The organism is Leptolyngbya sp. BL0902 (genome assembly GCF_016403105.1).
Taxonomy (GTDB): Bacteria; Cyanobacteriota; Cyanobacteriia; order Phormidesmidales; family Phormidesmidaceae; genus Nodosilinea.
Map to the genome: position 1 here is coordinate 574,255 of NZ_CP046155.1, position 20,548 is coordinate 594,802.

At 61.5% G+C, this 20,548-nt stretch carries 12 protein-coding genes; 7 read left to right on the forward strand and 5 right to left on the reverse strand.

Going from position 1 to position 20,548, the window contains the following annotated elements; genetic code table 11:
* Positions 1-153: 153 nt before the first annotated feature.
* Positions 154-4,350 (forward strand): EAL domain-containing protein, encoded by a 4,197-nt coding sequence (locus GFS31_RS02645; protein WP_198806745.1) that lies wholly within the window; start codon positions 154-156, stop codon positions 4,348-4,350.
* Between the two features lie 34 nt (positions 4,351-4,384).
* Here the strand turns inward: GFS31_RS02645 and codA are convergent, their stop codons facing one another.
* Positions 4,385-5,641, reverse strand: coding sequence for a cytosine deaminase (codA, locus tag GFS31_RS02650; protein WP_198806746.1), 1,257 nt, complete (start codon positions 5,639-5,641; stop codon positions 4,385-4,387).
* A 37-nt stretch (positions 5,642-5,678) separates the two neighbouring features.
* Positions 5,679-5,867, reverse strand: coding sequence for a replication restart DNA helicase PriA (locus GFS31_RS02655; RefSeq protein ID WP_198806747.1), 189 nt, complete (start codon positions 5,865-5,867; stop codon positions 5,679-5,681).
* 566 nt (positions 5,868-6,433) lie between these two features.
* Between GFS31_RS02655 and GFS31_RS02660 the strand changes: the two genes are divergently transcribed.
* The gene (locus GFS31_RS02660; RefSeq protein ID WP_198806748.1) at positions 6,434-7,294 is read left to right on the forward strand and encodes a transglutaminase N-terminal domain-containing protein; all 861 of its coding nucleotides are present in this window, start codon (positions 6,434-6,436) and stop codon (positions 7,292-7,294) included.
* Positions 7,295-7,434: 140 nt separating this feature from the next.
* Here the strand turns inward: GFS31_RS02660 and GFS31_RS02665 are convergent, their stop codons facing one another.
* Together GFS31_RS02665 and GFS31_RS02670 are read right to left on the reverse strand one after the other, a co-directional pair.
* Positions 7,435-8,193, reverse strand: coding sequence for a hypothetical protein (locus GFS31_RS02665; protein WP_198806749.1), 759 nt, complete (start codon positions 8,191-8,193; stop codon positions 7,435-7,437).
* A gap of 266 nt (positions 8,194-8,459) precedes the next feature.
* Positions 8,460-8,702 carry a hypothetical protein gene (locus tag GFS31_RS02670; protein WP_198806750.1) on the reverse strand — a complete coding sequence of 81 codons (243 nt, stop codon included), beginning with the start codon at positions 8,700-8,702 and terminating at the stop codon, positions 8,460-8,462.
* 119 nt (positions 8,703-8,821) lie between these two features.
* Between GFS31_RS02670 and GFS31_RS02675 the strand changes: the two genes are divergently transcribed.
* On the forward strand, positions 8,822-9,028 hold the full coding sequence (locus GFS31_RS02675) for a hypothetical protein (RefSeq protein ID WP_198806751.1): 207 nt from the start codon (positions 8,822-8,824) through the stop codon (positions 9,026-9,028).
* A gap of 112 nt (positions 9,029-9,140) precedes the next feature.
* Positions 9,141-10,175, forward strand: coding sequence for a threonine synthase (gene thrC / locus GFS31_RS02680; RefSeq protein WP_225907726.1), 1,035 nt, complete (start codon positions 9,141-9,143; stop codon positions 10,173-10,175).
* A gap of 56 nt (positions 10,176-10,231) precedes the next feature.
* Here the strand turns inward: thrC and GFS31_RS02685 are convergent, their stop codons facing one another.
* A complete protein-coding gene (locus GFS31_RS02685; protein WP_198806753.1) occupies positions 10,232-10,447 on the reverse strand; it encodes a hypothetical protein in 216 nt (71 codons plus the stop codon).
* A 638-nt stretch (positions 10,448-11,085) separates the two neighbouring features.
* Between GFS31_RS02685 and GFS31_RS02690 the strand changes: the two genes are divergently transcribed.
* From GFS31_RS02690 to GFS31_RS21215, 3 genes are read left to right on the forward strand one after another with little or no spacing between them, the layout of a single operon-like run.
* Positions 11,086-14,571: an isopeptide-forming domain-containing fimbrial protein gene (locus GFS31_RS02690; RefSeq protein ID WP_198806754.1), complete on the forward strand. Its 3,486-nt coding sequence runs from the start codon at positions 11,086-11,088 to the stop codon at positions 14,569-14,571.
* Complete coding sequence (locus GFS31_RS02695) at positions 14,568-18,407, forward strand: TonB-dependent receptor (RefSeq protein ID WP_198806755.1); 3,840 nt, start codon at positions 14,568-14,570, stop codon at positions 18,405-18,407. The genes GFS31_RS02690 and GFS31_RS02695 overlap by 4 nt, the downstream gene beginning before the upstream one ends.
* Positions 18,404-20,503 carry an OmpA family protein gene (locus tag GFS31_RS21215; protein WP_198806756.1) on the forward strand — a complete coding sequence of 700 codons (2,100 nt, stop codon included), beginning with the start codon at positions 18,404-18,406 and terminating at the stop codon, positions 20,501-20,503. The genes GFS31_RS02695 and GFS31_RS21215 overlap by 4 nt, the downstream gene beginning before the upstream one ends.
* Positions 20,504-20,548 lie beyond the last annotated feature (45 nt).

Sequence of the window (20,548 nt, forward strand, 5' to 3'; positions counted from 1 at the left end):
GACGTTCCGTGGAACAATCCTAAGAAACGTTAAGGGTTGTCGCAGGATCTGACAAACTGGGCTGAACTTTTGGGAAGAATGAGCTTGGTTGAGTCGTGGTTGTCTGACATGGTTGTCTGACATGGCTGTTTTGCCCAACATAAGTGAACCGTAATGGCCGATGCTCAGTACGGGAAGGATGAGATCAGGCTATCTACCTGGGCCAAGATCGGGGCTCCAGGCGAGGTGGGGTTTGGGCTAGAACCGCTCGGCAAAGAAGCGGAAACGGACGCCGCAAAGGAGGAGGATCTCCTCCTGAACTTTCTGTTTGATCAAAGTCTCGACGGCTTCTTCTTAATGCGGATGGAACGGCCCGTGGTGTGGCCCGCCATGGACGACCCCGACGAAATGCTAGAGCAGATTTGGACGCACCTGCGGATGACAAGGGTCAACCAGGCCTTTTGCGACCAGTATCTTGCCCAGCCGGAGGACTTAATCGGCAGGGCTTGGGCTGATTTCTTTGCCCACGATCCTGCGGGCGGACACGCCACCCTTCAACAACTGTTGGACAGTGGCCGCGCCCATCTAGAAACCGAGGAACAACGTCAGGATGGGTCGGCGCTGGTGGTAGAAAGTGATGTAATCTGCCTCTACGATGACCAGGGCCGGGTGGTGGGCTGCTGTGGGGTGCAGCGAGATATTACGGAACTACGGCAGGCCATAGAATTTTTGCAGGTTTCAGAACATCGCCTACAAACCCAAGAAAACCATCTGCGAACCGCCCTCGAAGCAGCCCACATGGGCACTTGGGAATGGCATTTTTCGAGCGGCCAGGTCATCTGGTCGGAGAGCCTGGAGAAACTAATGGGGCTGGCTCTGGGCAGCTTTGATGGGCACATTGACAGCGTCCGGGAGATGATCCACCCAGAGGATCGGGATCGGGTGGCCCAGGCGATTCAGCAGGCCATTGCCAAACAGGCGGAGTACACCATTGAGTTTCGCTTTCTGCGGGCCGATGGTACCGTGCGGTGGGCCTTGGGCCAGGGCACCGTAGAGTACGATAACCAGGGCCAACCCTTGGTGATGCGCGGCGTGGATGTCGATATTACCGACCGCAAGGAGGCCGAGGAGCGGCTGCGGGAAAGCGAGCTGCGGTTTCGCAATATCTCCAGCAACCTGCCCGGTGCGATCTTTCGCTACGTACTCCACACCGACGGCAGCGACTCAATCACCTACATGAACCAAGGCTGCGTCGAGGTTTGGGAGGTGGAGGCAGATCAGATCCTGGAGAATGCCCAAGCCCTGTGGGCCGCAGTGCACCCGGAGGATCGGCTGGCCATGTGGGAGTCGGTGCAGGTCTCAGCCCGCGACCTGACGACCTGGGTCTACGACTGGCGGATTCATACCCCATCCGGACGGCAGAAGTGGATCCATGGTATCGGTCGGCCCGAACGTCTAGATAACGGTGACACCGCCTGGGACACGATTATTTTTGACTATAGTGATCGCAAACAGGCCGAACTAGCCCTAGCTGCGACGACCGCCCAGCTAGAATCCTTCATTGCTAACACTCCCGCCCTCGTCACCTTCATTGATGGCCATGGCACCTATCTCAGTGTGAACCAGGCCGTGGCGGATCAATTTCATCTCCAGGCCCAGGACATGATGGGCCTGCCCCTAGATCGGTTCATGCCGCCGGAGGTATTGCCACTGTTCATGGCTCGCATTCAGCAGGTGATCACCAGCCAAGCGTCCATCACGGTGGAGGATCGGTTAGCGCTGCCCACCGGGGAGAAGGTGTTTAGCACCGTGCTGTTCCCCATTATGACCAAGGAAGGCGATGGAACGGGGGCGATTGGAACCATTGCCACCGACATTACCCCCCTGGTCGAAGCCCAGCAGGCCAGCCATCGGCAGGCTCAGGAAGAGCATTTGCTGCGTACCCTCACCCAACACATCCACCAGTCCCTAGAGGTCGGCGAGATTTTGCAGACCATCGTGGACGATATTCGCCAGTTTCTCCAAACGGATCGGGTGATGGTTTACCAGATTAACCCCGACGGCAGCGGCACTGGATTGGTGGAATCCGTGGAGCCACCCTGGGCTTCGGCGCTGGAGATCGCCCTACCGCCAACCTGGCTGGACGCCACCCTGGTGCAGGAGGCTGATCCCCTGCTGAGCCAAGGCCCCAACTCTGATCCCCCCCCACCTTCCTTAGGGGCCGACCAGCGGCGCTGGTTCGATCAGGTTGAGGCGACATCTCACCTGAGTATTCCCATCCGCTACAGCGACAAGCTCTGGGGCTTCATCCACGTCCACCACTGCCGCGCCCCGCGCCCGTGGCAGGCCCAAGAGGTTGATCTGGTGCAACAACTGGCCGATCAGTTGGCCATTGCCCTCTACCAGGGCGAACTGCTGGCGAAAACAACCCTCCTGGCTGAGCAGGAAAAGCTGCTCAACACCATTGTCACCGCCATTAGCGACAGCCTGGAATTAGAAGATCTGCTTCAGCGGGCGGCGGATCAGATGCTTCAAGTATTCAAGGCCAGCCGCAGCCTGGTGATTCTCTGTCAGGCCACCGATGAGGTGCTGATCCATACCACCACGGCGGCGGCCCCCGGCTTTGCAGACCTCAAAGGGGTTGGCATTCCTGTGGTGGACAACCCCCACGCCCAGCTTATCCTCAGCCAAGACGATCCGGTGGCCGTAGATGATGTGACCCAGGATCCTCGGCTGGCTACTGCCGCTATGCAGGCAAGGGTTCAGAGTAGGGATATTGGGGCGATACTAGCGGTATCCATTCGCTACCGGGGTGAGGTGAGGGGGATTTTGAGCCTGCACCAAGGCCCCTATGCCCAGCCCCGCCATTGGACGCCGGAGGAACAAGACCTCCTCAAACGGGTGGCGGATCATCTGGCCATTGCCATCCAGCAGGCGGAACTCTATCAGCAGGCCCAAACCGAACTAGCCGCCCGCAAACGCCTAGAAGCCAAGTTGCGCTATGAGGCTCTCCATGACAAGCTAACGGCCCTGCCCAACCGAGTGCTGTTTTTAGAGCGGCTCTCCCAGGCCATGGACGATCTGCACCAAGCGGCCCCCGCCCCGCCCGCCTGCGTGCTGCCCTACGAATCTAACTTGGCCGAACTGCGGGTTCCCAGGGGCCACCAGTTTGCCGTACTGTTCCTAGACCTAGATCGGTTCAAGGTGGTGAACGACAGCCTCGGCCACACCATTGGCGATCAGCTCCTCCGCGCTGTGGCGGACCGTCTGCAAAGCTGCCTGCGCCCCACGGATACCGCCGCCCGCCTGGGGGGCGATGAATTTGTTGTGCTGCTCGCCTGCTTAGCCGATAGCCAAGTTGCCATTAATCTGGCCCGCCGTATCCATGCGGCCCTAGAGGCACCGATGATCCTGGATGGCTATGAGGTATTTGTGCGGGCCAGCATTGGCATTGCCCTAGGATCCCTCGCCTACACCGACCCCAACCATGTCCTGCGCGATGCCGATATTGCCATGTATCAGGCCAAAACGAGTGGTCGAGAATACGCCATTTTTGACGCGCCCATGCACGCCCATGCCGTGCAGCGAATGCAGATCGAAAGCGACCTCCAGCGGGCTATCGAACGCCAGGAGTTTGTGCTGTACTATCAACCGATTATCAACCTCAACACTTTTCAGGTAGAGGGGTTTGAGGCACTGATGCGGTGGTGCCATCCCACGGCGGGCGTGGTTTCCCCCAGCGACTTTATTCCCGTTGCCGAAAGTACGGGCCTGATTGCCCACCTCGACCTGTGGGCGCTCAACCATGCCTGCCAGCAACTACGCCAGTGGCAACTGCAATATCCCCACCTGCCCCTGTCTATGAATGTGAACCTTTCGGGGAAGCAGTTCATGCGCTCCGATCTGATTCCTCAGATCGATCATGCCCTGGTCTCCAATGAAATCAGTGGCCGCTTCCTCAAAATTGAAATTACCGAAACTGTCCTCATTCAAAATGCCCAGGCCGCTATTGATCTCCTGGGGCAACTGCGCCAGCGCCACATCCAAATCTGCATGGACGACTTCGGGACGGGCTATTCCTCCCTCAGCTACCTGCACCGCTTTCCCATTGATATTCTCAAAATTGATAAGTCCTTCATCGACCCGCTGCAAGGCCACGCTGACAGCAACGGAACCATCGTCCATGCCATCCTCAACTTGGCCCAAAGCCTTAACCTGCGGGTGGTCGCTGAAGGTATTGAAACCTACGACCAAATGCAGTACCTCCAGAGCCACCGCTGCCACAGCGGCCAGGGTTATTACTTCGCCCGTCCCCTGGCTCCCCATGAAGTACACCCCTTCCTGGCCCAGCAGAAACCGCAAATTGCCTAGGGGCCATGGCCCCGGTGCCCAGGTATCAACGGTTCTAGGCATCGACGCCTAGCCAGGTGGTGGCGGCGGGCTGGGTTTGGGCTAAGAGCTGGCCCCTGGAGATGACGTGGGTGACGGTGGCGCAGCGGCGGATGGCGTCGTAGGGGCTGTCGGCATCGAGGACGATCAGGTTGGCGGGCTTGCCCACTTCAAGGCCGTACTGGTCTTCCACCTGGAGGGTTTTGGCTCCGTGGTGGGTGGCCATGGCGTAGCAGGCGTCGATTTCCGCCTGTCCGGTCATGTGGCAGGCGTGGACGGCCATGGAAGCGACGGCCAGCATATTGCCTGTGCCCAGGTTGTACCAGGGGTCTTGCACACAGTCGTTACCGAGGCTAACGTTGAGCCCCCGCTGCCACAGTTCCTTGACGCGGGTGATGCCCCGTCGTTTGGGGTAGGTATCGGCGCGGCCCTGGAGGGTGATGTTAATCAGGGGGTTGGCGACGAAGTTAATTTGGGATCGCTCTAGCAAGCCCATGAGCTTGGTGGCGTAGGCGTTGTTGTAGGCGGCGAAGGCGGTGGTGTGGCTGGCGGTGACGCGATCCCCCAGGCCAGATCGCAGGGCGCAGGCGGCGACGACTTCTAAAAAGCGGGATTGATCGTCGTCAATTTCATCGCAGTGGATATCCACCAGGCGACCGTACTGCTGGGCCAGATCAAAAATGCGGTGGACAGACTGCACCCCGTCCTCGCGGGTGAGTTCGTAGTGGGGAATGCCCCCCACCCCATCGGCCCCCATCTCCATCGCCGTCTCGATCAGGGCGTCGTTGCCGGGACTGCCATAGATGCCGTCCTGGGGAAAGGCCACCACCTGCACGGTGATCCAGTCCTTCACCGCCTCCCGCACCTCCAGCAAGGCTTTTAGGGCGGTGAGGCTGGGTTCGCTAACATCGGCATGGCTGCGGACAAAGAGCGTCCCCTGCTGGGCCAGCAATTTCAGAGTGGCCGTCGCCCGTTGCTTCACATCCTCTAGGGTGAGGGACTGCTTGCGTTCCCGCCAGATGTCGATGCCCTCAAACAGGGTGCCGCTCTGGTTCCAGCGCGGTTCGCCCACGGTGAGGGCCGAGTCTAGGTGGATATGGGACTCCACAAAGGGCGGACTGACGAGCTTTCCCTGTACCGCCAGTTCCTGGCCCCCAAACACCTCTAGCCGAGGCGCAATGGCCTGAATGACACCGTCTTGAATGGCAATATCGACATCTCCATCGTGATTTAAGAGGCGACATTGCCGCAGCACCATTTCCGGCGAGATCATAGCTATACTTCCTAGCTTGGGTGGGATGGGGGATGAGCTAACGAGCCGACCCCACAAACAGCCCCGGCGCGTAGGCTTCGATCACCTTGCCGCTGCGGGTACAGGTAATCATAAGGTAATCGCAGGCATTACACTGGGTGCGCACCAACTGTTCTTTTTGCAAATGATGACGTTCGGCCAAGTGACCACAGTTGGGGCAATGCACCTGTTGAGACATAAAAATCATTTTTGTAATCCTAGCTACTTTAGGGTGCGAAAAAACAAACCTGCGACCTGAATTTCTCCAAAAATAAGCTCGCAACGAACTAGGCCCATTGCGAGGAATTCAGAAAAATACAGTCTTTGATATAGCTCATATTATGACGGCCTTTTCCGGTGGCGACAATGTTATTTTATAAATGCTTAATCTTGTAAACCTCTACATATCGGATGATCCCTGGGGGGATTGGCTGCGATTAGGGCATTTAGCGATTAAGGCCATAGACCACCAAAGGACGGCTAAGGTTTCCAAAAGTCTGCCCTAGGGCAACGGAGGTAGCTCGCCATGATCGCCCTATCGCGCCATCGGTAATCGGCAGAACGGCACCACCCCGATCTTCCAGCGATCCCAAACGGCATGATCACAGGTCAACGCCTTGGCGAGCATGGAGCGGGCGGCTTTTAGCGGGGTACCTAGCCAGATCGCCGGGGACGGATGGGCCGGGGCTTTGGCCAAGGGAAGACCGCAGGCATACAGAACCAGAGCCCCCCTTGCGCTAAGGTAGTGGCGCTCCCAGGAGGTTAAATTCAGCCATGCGCTTTCATATTCAGCACCATACCACCTACCGCTATCCGGAGCCCGTTTTGCTCCAGCCCCACACCCTGCGGCTGCATCCCCGCACCGACGCGGCCCAGCGGGTGAGCTATTTCCACCTAGAGGTCTCCCCGCCCCCGGTGCAGCAAACCGCCCTCCTCGACACCAACGGCAACCACACCCACCGCCTCTGGTTTGATCCTACCCCCGCCCACCAGTTCACGGTAACGACCACCACCGAGGTCGAAACCTATCGCGTCAATCCCTTTGACTATCTCCTAGAGCCCTGGGCCGCTACCCTACCCATTGACTATCCCAGCAGTCTGGTAGCCATCCTCCAGCCCTATCTCAAGCCCATCCTCTACCCCACCACCTCTCCGCGAGCAGCCCAGTTGGCGGCGGATCTGAGCCATGAGGTAGACGGTAACGTTAGCTTTTTTCTTACCACCCTCACCCAGCGTATCTACGATAGTTGTGCCTACACCACCCGCAGCACAGGCGATCCCTGGCCACCGGGCGTAACCTGGGAAAAGCGCCTTGGCAGTTGTCGCGATTTTACGGTGCTGTTTATGGAGGTCTGTCGGTCGGTGGGGCTCGCTGCCCGGTTTGTCAGCGGCTACGAGGCGGGGGATGAGGCTGCACAGCGCGATCTCCATGCCTGGGCCGAGGTCTATGTGCCTGGTGGCGGTTGGCGTGGCTTCGACCCCACCCACGGACTGGCGGTGGGTGATCGCCATGTGGCCATTGCGGCCAGCCCTTTTCCGCCCTACACCGCTCCGGTCAGCGGCCACACCCTAGCCACCACGCGCCCGGTTATGGGCCACCTCGAAACCCACCTAAATCTGTCGGTGCAGGACTAAACACGGCCTAGGGCAGATCCCAGGGCCGAGGTCTGGGTAGAGATTAAGGCTATCGTTCAGCCAAAAACCCGCCAGTGGGCCACCAGCGGGGAGGGTAGCTTGCTGCCGAGCCTGGCTTGGGGAGGTTAAATCCGATCACCCTAGAGCGATCCCGCACCGCCAACGCTACGGAAATAGTCTCGACCGTTGTAGGTAAGCACCACCGTAGGATCAACCCCTGAGAGGTCGATGGTCTTGATCCGCACCTGCCCCCCTGCGACGGTATCTCCCTGGGAAACGCGCCGCCCCGAAGGATTGCCGGGATCGACGACGATGGCGTGAACCTGTTGGCCAATCTGCACCACACCGCTAATCGTGACTTGATCAACCGCACTTTGAACCACCGGAGCCGTGTCTAAGGTGGCCTCTGGCAACAGAGGAAATCCCCCCGGAATTGGGGGGGCGGGCAAATTGGAGAGGGTGACTGTGGGTAGAGGAGGCAAGCTTTGGGCCGCTGCCCCCGTGGGTAAAGACGGAGGGCCAGCGGGCTGGGAGGGAGCCGCAGCGGGCGCGGGCATGGGGACAGGCGGGGGCGGCGGGGCAGTTACGAGGGCCGGAGTGGGCCGGGCCGGGGTAGCCGCAGGAATGACCAACGGCGAAAAGGGGTCGGGGCGTCCAGCGGCGACGGTGGGCACCCGCGCCTGGGACGGCGTTGATTGCAGCAGGGTTGGATCCGCAGGATCGGGGGTCGCGGCGAGAAAAGGCTCTGGAAAACCAGCGGGCTGGGACCCATCTACCGACACCGCCGTCGTTTCCTGGGAGCCGTCGGCTAGGCTGGCCGCCGCCGATGCCGTAGCGCCTGGGTCGGCCTGCTGATGCTGCCATAGCTTCAACCCGCCGCCCATGGCCAGGGCTACCAAGGCCCCTCCTGCGATGCCAAGGTACAGCCTACGGTTGGGCCTAGGGCTGGCACTGCCGGGGCCAGGAAGCACTGTAATTTTCGGGGGTCTCGTCTGGGACGACCGCCCTTGGGATGACCCTGAGTAGGATGTCCTTGAATAGCTCATGCGCCTTATTCCCCACAACTCATCCCAAAGGATAGCGAATTCTCTGGGAGATGGCGCATGGCCCCCTAGGGGACTGACCCATGGATGAGAACGGGTTAGCCTAGGGGTGGGCTATCAGGCTACTGGGCCAAAGACTTGGCGCTGGTCTGGCGTTGCTGCTGAAGGGTCTGAAGCTGCAACAGCAGGGCATCTGCCTCCGCTTGCAGGTGCAGCAGTTCAACCTGGTGATCGGGGCCGTAGGGCGATTGGCTCACCCCGATCCAACAAATCTTGTCATCGGCGGCGGGGGCCGTTTCACGGTCAACCTCCCCAAGGTCGAGGGATGGGGCGGAGACATTGACGCGATCAGCGGGGGCGTTCATCGGCAAGACCCTAGTGAAATATACTCAGTCAGCTACTCAGTCAGAACGTTAAGCTATTTTAACTATTCTGTCTAGAGGACTATCTTAAACTACGTGGCTCAGACCGCCGAGCGTCTGCCATGGCAGTTTCCCAACTGGAACGGTGGGGCGAAGCCCTGTGGATTCCATCCCCCCCGCAGCAAGGTCGCCAAATCGGGGCATCGCACACGGTAAACTGGGAAGGCAGTTGCGCCACCGATGGGGTTGGGGTATCTGGGGATGAACGCTATCCCTGGGCCAGCCTTAACCTTTGTCCCGCTTTAATCCAGCGTTTGTTCGTCCCCTAATCGTTTTTTGCTTGAGCCTACCGTGACGATTCGTTTCACCCCCTCTTCCCGTGAAGTTAGCGCCGTTTCGCCTCCTAGCGTCCCCAGCCCCGGCACTCAGCCTTGGCCAGGGCTGATCGAAGCCTATCGCCCCTATCTACCCGTATCGGATCAGACCCCGGTCGTCACCCTCTGCGAGGGCAACACGCCGCTGATTGCCATGCCTGCCCTCAGCGAGCGCATTGGCCGAGGGGTGCAGGTCTGGGTGAAGTATGACGGCCTCAACCCCACCGGAAGCTTTAAGGATCGAGGGATGACCATGGCCCTCTCTAAGGCCAAGGAAGACGGGGCCGAAGCGGTGATCTGCGCCAGTACGGGCAATACCTCGGCGGCGGCGGCGGCCTATGCCCGACGGGGCGGCATGCGGGCTTTTGTGCTCATCCCTGACGGCTATGTGGCCCTGGGCAAGCTGGCCCAAGCCCTGCTCTACGGAGCCGAGGTGCTGGCCATCCAAGGCAACTTTGACGATGCCCTGCGGATGGTGCAAGAACTGGCTAAAGACTATCCCGTTACCCTGGTGAACTCGGTCAACCCCTACCGTTTGCAGGGGCAAAAAACCGCCGCCTTTGAAATTGTGGATGTGATGGGTGATGCCCCCGACTGGCTCTGCATTCCTGTGGGCAACGCCGGAAACATCACCGCCTACTGGATGGGCTTCAGTGAATATCACCAGCAGGGCAAATGCCGTCTGCCCCAGATGATGGGCTTTCAGGCTGCTGGGGCGGCTCCCCTGGTCAACGGCCACGTCGTTGCCGACCCCCACACCCTGGCCACTGCCATCCGCATTGGCAACCCCGCCAGTTGGAAGCCCGCCGAGGCGGTGCGCGATGCCAGCGGTGGCAGCTTTACCGCCGTCACCGACGAGGAAATCCTCGACGCCTACCGGATTTTGGCCCTAGAAGGCATCTTCTGTGAACCCGCTAGTGCCGCCTCTGTGGCCGGACTGCTGAAGGTGAAAGACCAAGTGCCCGCCGCCGCCAAGGTGGTCTGTGTGCTCACGGGCAACGGCCTCAAGGATCCCGACACCGCCATCACCCACAGCAACAACCAGGTGAAGGGCGGACTGGTGCCAGAACTGAACGTCCTAGCCCAGGCTATGGGGTTTTAAGCCTTGTCCTGGCCTAGGCCCATCAGGGCGTCTCCTTGGCGGGAGCGCCCTGGGGCCTAATGTACTTTGCTGTCTCGCACCATGACCACATCGTGGATGGGGCAGTGGGGAATTGCTTCATCGTTGCTGTGGCGATACCAGGTTTGATGGCAACTGGCGACCGGGCAGCGATAGCGCGGGCTTTCTACCCGTGACTCGCTGCCCACCAGGGGGCTGTAGCCATCGTGGAAAGCACTGTCTTGGCCTGGGTTAGCGGAGGAGTCGGTGGTCATATTGCAAGGCTTACCCCATAGAAAACGTAATGGCGCATGAGGGTTGAAGGGCCGCTGGGGAAATGCGGTGTTCTCGTCCCAGATAGTGTGATCATAGCCCCCGGCTGGGAGGCTGCTTCAGCTTTTTACAAAACTCATCCCTGGCCAGCCGCCCCCATGGGCGATGGATGGGGCAGTACCGACGCAATGATGACAAATCTGACTTGCAAGAAGAAATTTAATGTAGTTTTGTGAAAACTTAAGATTCAGTCCGTAAAAATACGGGTAATCTGCAACAGACCGACATGACAAGGCGAAAGCCATCTGTCCTGCTGGCATTGAGTGCTAGGGATCAGGGCTAGGGATCATGGTTAACGTCGGGGCGAATCCAGCCATGGCCTAGCCCGATGATGAAGCACGGTCTTCGCCTTACGGGTCTGCTTGGTTTATACGGTGTGAGGGTGAAACCCCAGAGGGTGAGTGTGAGACGACGTTATCGGCACTTGTGGCTAGGGTTTCTCTTTGCCCTATCGCTTTTGGTTAGCCTTGCCTGGGGAAACTGGCCCCAGGGAACAACCGCGGCCTATGCTCAGGCTGCACCGACCCTAATTCAGAACCAGGCCCAAGCATCCTACGATCCGGGCGGTGGGCTGCCCCCTGTGACCTTGCCCCCCTCCATCACCACCACGGTGCCTGTGGCGGCGCTGCCTCAGCTCACGATTCAAAAGACCGTGAGTCGGGCGACGGCGGCACCGGGCGATACGGTGAACTATGAAGTCGTAGTACGGAATCCTTCCACGGTGGCGGCAACTCCGGTGACGATTATCGACCAGTTGCCTGGGGGCTTTAGCTATGTGGCCAGCACCGTGGCTTCGGTGCCCGCCCCCGCCAATCCTCCTGCCATCAACACCGCCAACCGTACCCTCACCCTCACCTACGGCACGCTTGCCCCTGGCGGCGAGATTCGCGTCACCTACGAGGTGCAGATTGCGGCCAATGCCCCTGACGGCAGTGGTATCAACACCGCTGAAGCCTCTGCCCCCGGAGTTCCCCCCGTCACGGCTACCGCTGAGGTGGTTGTGAGCCGCACCCCAATTCCAGAACTTAGCATTGAGAAAACCACCGCCCGCGCCACGGCTGCACCGGGCGACACCGTCGGTTACACCGTGGTGGTGCGAAACGTCTCTACGGTGGTGGCGAACCCGGTGACGATTACCGACCAGTTGCCTGGGGGCTTTAGCTATGTGGCCAGCACCGTGGCTTCGGTACCCGCCCCGACGAATCCCCCCGCTATCAACACCGCCAACCGCACCCTTGCGCTGACCTACGGCGCGTTGAATCCGGGCGACGAGATTCGCGTGACCTACAACGTTCGCATTGCCGCCGATGCCCCCGATGGCAATGGAGTCAACACCGCCGAAGCCTCCACCCCAGGAGCCCCCACTGTAACGGCCAACGCCACGGTGCTGATCAGCCGCACCCCGATCCCGGAGCTCAGCATTGAGAAAACCGTCGCTCGTCCCACGGTGGCCCCAGGCGATACGGTGAACTACGAGGTCATCGTGCAGAACGTCTCCACAGTGGTGGCCAATCCGGTAACGGTGGTGGATCAATTGCCCGTGGGCTTTAGCTACGTGGCCAACTCCATCGAATCAGTACCCGCGACCACCGCACCCCCAGCAATTGACGCGGCCAACCGCACCCTCACCCTCACCTACGGAGCGCTGAATCCGGGCGACGAGATTCGCGTGACCTACAACGTTCGCATTGCCGCCGATGCCCCCGATGGCAATGGGGTGAACACCGCTGAAGCCCTCACGCCGGGGGCTCCTATCGTGGTTGCTAGGGCTACTGTTACTGTTACCCGTGCGGCCCCGGCCCTCGCCATTGTCAAGACCTCCAACCGCACAGCGGCGGCTCCAGAGGATGTGGTGAACTACCAGGTGGAGGTGACAAACATTTCCACGGTGACGTTGGATCCTGTGAGGGTGGTGGATCAGTTGCCCGTGGGCTTTAGCTACGTGGCCAACTCCATCCAATCGGTGCCCCCCGCCTTGACGCAAACCCTCGACCCAGCCAACCGCACCCTCACCCTCACCTATAATCCCTTAGCCGCTGGGGCCGTCATTGACCTCACCTACGACGTTCGCATTGCCCCAGGGGCAACGGCGGGCAACGGGGTCAATACCGTGCAAGCAGAGGTGCCGGGGGTGGTGCCGCCAGTGGTGGACAACGTCCGCGTCACCCTGGTGCCTCCGCCCTCGCCCCCACCCCAGCTTCGGATTGAGAAGACCGCCAATCGGACGGCGGCGGCACCGGGCGACGTGGTGGATTACCAAGTTGTCGTGAGGAACCCCTCCAATGTGGCGGCGACACCTGTGACTGTGTCCGACCAGTTGCCCGTAGGGTTTGCCTACATTCCTAACTCGGTGCAGGCTACCCCCAATGCCCCGACGGCGGTGGAGATTAACGGGCGCACCCTCACCCTTACCTTTGCCACCCTGCCCGCCGGAGAAGCCCTCACCGTCACCTACTCGGCCCAGGTGACGCCTGAAGCCGCCAACGGGGACGGCATCAATCGGGCCCAAGCCTCAACGCCGGGGGTACCGCCCGTGGGCGCTAGGGTTCCGGTGACGGTGGTGCCGCCGCCCTTCCCGCCGCCCCAACTTGAAATTGAGAAGACTGCTGCACGGACGGTGGCTCCCCCTGGCGGGCTGGTGGGCTACCAGGTGGTGGTAACGAACACCTCCACCGTGGCGGCCACCCCCTTGACCATCATTGACCAGTTGCCCGATGGCTTTGCCTATGTGGCTTCCTCGGTACAGGCGACGCCCAACGCGCCTACCCAGGTGGAAATCCTTGGGCGCACCCTCACCCTCACCTTTGCCACCCTGCCCGGTGAGGAGGCCCTCACCGTGACCTACAACGTCCGCATTGCCGCCGATGCGCCGGAGGCCGATGGGGTCAACGAAGTCCAGGCCACCACGCCCGGTCTTCCCCCCGTCCGCGATAGGGCTCAGGTGACGGTCAATCCATCGCCGCCAGAGCTAGCAATTGAGAAGACCGTAGTTCAGTCCGAGGCAACTCCTGGCGATTTAGTGAACTACCAGGTGGTGGTGAGCAATGTGTCTGCGGTGGTGGCCGCCCCGGTGACTGTAACCGACCAGTTGCCCTTGGGCTTGGCCTACCTAGAGGACTCGATCCGAGCGACCTCAGACATTCGGGATCAGACCGTCAATGCCGCAGATCGCACCCTCATCCTCACCTTTGACACCCTCCCCCCCGATGGAGCAATTACCATCAACTACGCGGTGCGGGTAACGGCTGATGCGGTCGGCGGCGATGGGGTGAACCGGGTTGAGGCGTCGGCACCGGGAACCAACACGGTTTCTGCCAACGCCCGGATTACCATCAACGCCCCAACGCCAGAACTCCGAATCATCAAGACGTCGGATCGGGCGGCGGCGGAACCGGGGGATGTGGTGGTGTATCGCCTGGTGGTTACGAACGTCTCTGAGGCGGTGGCCAATCCGGTGACGATCACCGACCAGTTGCCCCTAGGGATGACCTACGTACCCGACTCGATTCAGGCCATCCCCAACCCGCCCACCGAGGTGATGAACATGGGCAGTGCCCTGCGGCTCACCTTTGGTGAACTGCCGCCGGGGCAGTCCATCACCGTGGCCTATGCGGTACTGATGACGCCGGATGCGGTGCGTGGCGATGGCCGCAACATTGCCCAAGCCGCCACCCCTGGGGCACCCACCGTCACCGCCACCTACCAAATGACCATCCGCCCCGGCATTTTGGCCGACTGCGGCACCATTGTGGGGCGGGTGTTTGTGGACAAAAACTTCGATGGCCAGCAGCAGCCAGGGGAACCGGGCGTACCCAACGCCGTGATCTTCATGGATGACGGCAACCGCATCCTCACCGATGCCGATGGGCTGTTCTCCTTAATCAATGTGCTGCCCGGTCATCGCGTCGGCACCCTGGATCTGTACAGTATGCCGGGGTATACCCTGGCTCCCAACCTCTTCCGCATTGAGGAAAATAGCGTGTCTCGGATGGTGCGCCTATCGCCAGGAGGAATGGCCCGCATGAACTTTGCCGTAACACCGACCTTTGGGGAGGAGCAGCCATGACCGTTCTGTTCTCTCGACGCTGGGGGCTGGGGCTGCTGGCCACCCTGGCCGGATCCTGGAGCGGGGTCAATCCGGCCTGGGCAGAGACGGTTCCAGGATCCTCGCCTGACCGTGGTTTGAGCGAGGCCACCCTAGCCGTATCGCCCTGGATCGATGGGCTGGCCCTAGAGTCTCCATCCTCGACCGCCATCAACCCAGAAGCCGGATCCAGGCCCTCGGTCAGCCTAGACGTCATCGGCACGGAAGCTGAGGCTCCAGCCTCTGGCCCTGGGGAATCTGGAGGGGCGCATCCCCTCGACGCAGGCACTCCAGCAGCCGACGGGGAACAGGCATGGCCCGCCCTCACCGAGGCGATTATCACCTTCCGTACCCAGTCAGCGCCGTCAACCTTCGGCACCCCGGCGGCTCCGTCTAGCGAAGCGCCTCAGCCCAACAACTGGCAAACCGGAACCACAGACCTGGCCAACCGTCGGGAAAACAGCGACCTGTTTGAATCTAGCCCGTGGCAGCATCAGGTGCCCCAGGTGCCGCCGGAAGTGGTGCCCCTAGCGCCCGTGGTGCCCGTGGTGGTGGCAGACTATCAGGTGACGCTGCGGCCCCAGCGGGAGGTGCAAATCCCCGCCAACAGCCGTTCCTCCCTGGTGGTAGAGGGGGAAGTGCTGGATCCAGACGGCAACCCCGTTGAACGGGATGTAGTGGTCACGCTGACCAGCAGCGCCGGGGAATTTGTGGGGGCCGACTACGACACCGACCGCAGTGGCTTTCAGGTGTTGGCTCGTCAGGGGCGGTTTGAAGCCCGATTGCGCTCCACCCTAGAGGCCCAGGTGGTGACGGTGCGGGCTACGGTGGAGGGCAAGGCGGCGCGGGGGCTGGAGGAGGCCCAAACCCGCGAAAGCTACCCCCGTTTGGTCGCGGATCTTCAGGTTCACTTTTTAACCGATCTGCGGCCTACGTTGATTTCTGGGGTCATTGATGTTCGCCTAGGGCGGGGCGGCACCAACCTGCTCAGCAGCTTCCAGGATTTCCTCAACCCCGATGCCCTGAACAACGACGTGAGCCTCGACCTCAGTGCCGGAATTTTTGGCACGGGCAGCTTGGGTTCCTGGACGTTTACCGGGGCCTACAACAGCCAGCGGGGGCTGAATGACCGCTGTGATGGGGGCGGACTGTATCGCGATGTGCAAGCCTGCGACCAGCGCTATCCCACCTACGGCGACAGTTCTACCACTTCGTTTCTAACGCCCTCCGCCGATAGCCTGTACCTGCGGTTCCAGCGCGATTCCCTCGCCCCCGATGCCAACCCCGACTACTTCATGTGGGGGGATTTTGGCACCCAGGAATTTGCCGCGCCCTCCCAGAGCTTTACGGCCACGATACGGGAATTCCACGGCCTGAAGGGGAACTTCACCTTTGGCAACGGCATCCAGCTCACCGCCCTCTATGGCGATAATGTGCGCCCCTTCCAGCGGGATACCCTCGCTCCCGACGGCACCAGCGGCTTTTATTTCCTGTCGCAACGGCTGATTCTGCGCGGCAGCGAGAATGTATTTTTGGAATCTGAAGAACTGAACCGCCCCGGCACGGTGGTCAGCCGCCAGCCGCTCTTTCGGGGGGTAGACTACGAAATTGACTACGACCGGGGCACCCTGCTGTTCCGGCAGCCGATCAGCGCCGTTGACCTCAACCCCCTCGGCACCACCCTGGTGCGGCGGATTGTGGCCACCTACCAAATTGATGACCCCAACAACCGGGGCAGCGTCTACGCCGGACGGGTGCAGTATCGGCCCCAGGGCAATGACGGCCTGCTGCTAGGGGCCTCCCTGATGACAGAAGACCAGGGGATGCAGGACTTTACCCTCTACGGCGTTGACCTGCTGCTGCCCCTGGGGGATGTGGGCCGCATTGTGGGCGAGTTTGCCCGGTCGTCGTCCTCCATGGATGGCACCACCGCCGAGGGCAATGCCTACCGCCTGGAAGCCTCCGGTTCCCCGGTGGACTGGCTGCTGGGGCAAGCCTACATTCGCTCGACCGATAGCGGCTTTAACAACACGGCTTCAGTTAGCTTTCGGCCTGGGCAAACCCGCTGGGGGGCACAGCTTACGGGGCAGGTTGGCCCCACCACCCAGCTTCGGGCCGGGGTGGATCAAGAGCGTAATGTGGGCGACACCCCGGCGGTGCTGACCACGGCAGAAGCCCTGCTGCAACCGGGCCAAACCCCCATTTTGGGCGCAGCGGTAGACAACACCCTCACCGAGTATCGGGCCGGGGTGATTCAGCAGTTGGGCACCGCCACCCTCGGCGTCGATTACGTCAACCGTTCCCGCACCGACCGCATTGGCGACCAGTCCATCAACGCCAGCCAGTTGGCCTCCCGGTTTAATTTGCCGATTACCGGAAACCTCAACTTCCTGGCCCAAAGCGAGCTGAACCTCAGCAATGAGGCGGATCCCCTCTACCCCACCCGCAACACCGTGGGGCTGGAATGGGCCTTGCAGCCCGGAGTCAGCCTGCGGTTGGCCCAGCAGTTTATCTCTGGGGGCCAGGGGCCAGGTTCCATCACCAGCCTGGATAGCCTGGTCAGTTACGACCTCGACGACAACACCACCCTCACCAACCGCTATTCCCTGCTGGGGGCCAACAACGGCGTCACCGGGCAGGGGTCGGTGGGGCTGAACCATCGCCTGGTGCTGGCTCCGGGGCTGCGGGCGAATATCGGCTTCGAGCGCATCTTTGGCGAGGGCTATAACCTGACCGGAGCAGGCCAGCAGTTTGCTCAACCCTTCGCCGTCGGATCGGGAGCTTCGGCCCTGGGACTGCAAGCCTCGACGGCCTACCGGGTGGGGCTAGAATATACCGACAACCCCAACTGGCAGGCCAGTGGTCGGGTGGAGTATCGCGATTCCCCTGGGGCTAGCAACCTGGTGCTGGGGGCGGCGGCGGCGGGGCGATTTACCGACTCCCTCAGCGGCCTGTTCCGGTTTGACACGGCCAACTTTGCCAACCAAACCATCACCGACCAACTGGGGAACTCCAGCAACCTACGGCTGGGCCTCGCCTACCGCAACCCCCACAGCGATCAATTCAACGGCCTGCTGAGCTACGAATTTCGCAACAACCCCAGCACCACCCCCGATACCCTGCTGTTTGGGGCGGGCAGCGCCTCCCAGGATCACACCCTGTCCCTAGAGGGCATCTACGCCCCCAACTGGCAGTGGGAGTTCTACGGACGGTATGGGCTGCGCCACAGCACCACCAGCCTCACGGATACCATCATCCCCTCCAACACCATTCACCTAGGCCAATTCCGGGCCAACTATCGCTTTGCCTACCGCTGGGATGTGGGCGGCGAGGTGCGCTGGATTGGCCAGCCTGTGGTGGGCTTCAACGAACTTGGATTTGCCCTGGAGACCGGGTATTACCTCACCCCGGATGTTCGACTGGGGCTGGGCTACAGCTTTGGTCGGGCCAACGACGGCAGCTTTGTCGGCGGCGGCGGATCCCGTTCCGCCAGCGGCCCCTACTTTGGCATCACCGCCAAGGTCAACCAATTGTTTAATTCCTTTGGGGTGCAGCCCATCGCGCCACCCCAGCAGCGAGAATCGCTCATTCAACGGGACGAAGCGGCCATTCCGGTCAACCTGAATAGCGAGGAAGTGATCTCAGACCCCACCGTTCCCCTCAACTTGAACCCTAACGGAGACGATAGCTCGCCCGATGGGAGCCACCATTTCGAGGGTGAGGCGGCAACCGCAGAGGATGAAACCGCAGATGATATTGAGGCGAATCAGCCCAATGCCCAGCCCAGCGGCTTGGCCGTCCTAGGAGGTGAACCATGATGAAACAAGGGTGGATAGCCTTGGGGGTGATGGTCGTCACCCTGCCGACGGTGACGGTGGGGCTGGCCTGGGCAGAAACCCCATTGCCCAGTTATCGCATAGTGGTGACAAGCCCAATGGATGGCCCCCCGGAGGCCGATGGTGTCCTCACCCTGCGGGAAGCCTTGGAACTGGCCAACGGCACCCGATCCTGGGACAGCCTCAGTCCGGCGGAGCAAGCCCTCGTGGAGGTGCGGCCAGGAAGCGTCAACGACGGCCAAGGGTCTGAGATTGGCTTTGCCCTGCCAGCAGGAGAAACCACCATTGCCCTGACGGATCTGCTGCCGGAGATTGTGGCTCCAGGGCTGACCATTGACGGCACCACCCAGGCGGGCTACGACCCCACGCTGATGGTGGTGCCCCGATTCCCCGCCCCGCCCGTGGTGACGATCACCGTGGCTCCGGGCCATGAGGTGGCGCGAGGGTTAACCATTGCCGCCAGCGATGTCACCGTGCGCGGGCTAACGATGCACGGCTTTCGCACCGCCCACCGAGCCACCCAAACCACGCCCCCGGCCAACATTTTCATTAGCGCCCAGGCCCCAGCGGTGGATTCTGCGCCCAACTTGCCGCCGCTGTCGGTGTTTCGGCTGACGGAATCCGAATTCGCCCCCCGCAACGTGGTGATTGAGCAAAACTGGCTGGGCCTCACCGCCGAAGAAACCCTCCCCGGTCAGCCCTCGGCCTTTGGGGTGGTGGTGTTCAACGGGGTGGATACGGTGATCCGCCACAACCGCATCGAGTTCCACGACGGCAGCGCCGTAATTACGGGCTTTCGGGCCGAGGGGTTGCAGATTCACGAAAACGCCATCATCGGCAACGGACGGGCCGGAATGCCCGACGCCCTTCGCCTGGAGGGGCAGATTGCCGCCAGCAAAATCACCGGAAACCTGATCTGCGCCAACGACGGCAGCGGTGTGTTTCTGTTCAAGCCCGATGGGGCCATTCAGGTTCGCGACAACCAAATCCAGTTCAATGGCCGACGGTTCCAGCGATCTGCCCTCTACCTGATGGGTAGCGACCACCAAGTCACCGACAACACCATCGGCTACCAGCCCGGAGCGGGCATCACCGTGGCGGCCTATCCTGCCAGCCATCGCAACCTGCTGCGGGGCAATCAGTTTGCTCAGCTAGACGGCCTCAGCGTTGATCTCATCGCCCAGGGCAACACGGGGGTACGAGACTTTCAAACCGGGGATGGCCCCAACCCGCCCCGCAATTCTCGCCACCGTCGCCTAGACACAGCCAACGGAGCGGTGAACGCCCCGGAGTTTGCCGCCTACCGCTTTGTGGTGAGCAGCGGCAGCGCCCTAGTCACGGGCACCGCCGACCCCAGTACCGAGATTGATCTGTACCAAGTGCTGGAACTGGGTCAGCCCTACGCCGCCCTGGGCGACTATCTGGGCACCGTCCAAGCCGATGACGCGGGGCAGTTCACCGCCACGGTGGAACTCCCCGTTGGCAGTCGGGTTAGCGCCCTAGCCACCGACCCCGCCCACGGCACCTCCGAGCCCGCCGCCGTGGCCACCCTCACCGCCGCCGATGGTTCGTTCCCCACCCTGCCGCCACCGCCCCCCGACCTACCCGACTGTTCTCCCCCCGTCCGCCCAGAGCCGCCCCCAGAACCGGAACCGCCGCCGCCGCCCCCAGAGCCAGAGCCCCTGGTGCTGGAAATTGTCCGCAACATCCACTTTGCGCTGGATCGGTCGAACATTAGCCCCGAAAGCGCCGCTATCCTCGATGCCATCGCCACCACGATGCTGGAGTATCCCTTCCTCACGGTGGAACTCCATGGCCACACCGACCCCCGCGCCAGCGCCGCCTACAACATGGCCCTCAGCGAACGCCGCGCCCTCGCCGCCAGGGATTACCTCCTGCGCCGAGGCGTGGCCCCAGAACGGATGCGGATTGTGCCCTTCGGCCTCACCCAGCGGCGCAGTCAGGGCAACACCCGACTCGATTTTGCCCGCGACCGTCGCGTAGAATTCGTCTTCACCGACCTGCGCGGCCTAGAGATTATCTTCATCGACCAAGAGGCCGACCTCCAACTGGAGTAGATGCTGCCCTTTGTTCCCTGTTTCCGCCTGCCTCACCCGCCTGTC

Coding starts and splice junctions, on each gene's coding strand:
- GFS31_RS02675 (WP_198806751.1), top strand. CDS start 8,822: ATGGCAGTTTCCCAACTGGAACGGTGGGGCGAAGCCCTGTGGATTCCA.
- GFS31_RS02660 (WP_198806748.1), top strand. CDS start 6,434: ATGCGCTTTCATATTCAGCACCATACCACCTACCGCTATCCGGAGCCC.
- GFS31_RS21215 (WP_198806756.1), top strand. CDS start 18,404: ATGATGAAACAAGGGTGGATAGCCTTGGGGGTGATGGTCGTCACCCTG.
- GFS31_RS02645 (WP_198806745.1), top strand. CDS start 154: ATGGCCGATGCTCAGTACGGGAAGGATGAGATCAGGCTATCTACCTGG.
- GFS31_RS02685 (WP_198806753.1), bottom strand. CDS start 10,447: ATGACCACCGACTCCTCCGCTAACCCAGGCCAAGACAGTGCTTTCCAC.
- GFS31_RS02695 (WP_198806755.1), top strand. CDS start 14,568: ATGACCGTTCTGTTCTCTCGACGCTGGGGGCTGGGGCTGCTGGCCACC.
- codA (WP_198806746.1), bottom strand. CDS start 5,641: ATGATCTCGCCGGAAATGGTGCTGCGGCAATGTCGCCTCTTAAATCAC.
- GFS31_RS02655 (WP_198806747.1), bottom strand. CDS start 5,867: ATGATTTTTATGTCTCAACAGGTGCATTGCCCCAACTGTGGTCACTTG.
- GFS31_RS02670 (WP_198806750.1), bottom strand. CDS start 8,702: ATGAACGCCCCCGCTGATCGCGTCAATGTCTCCGCCCCATCCCTCGAC.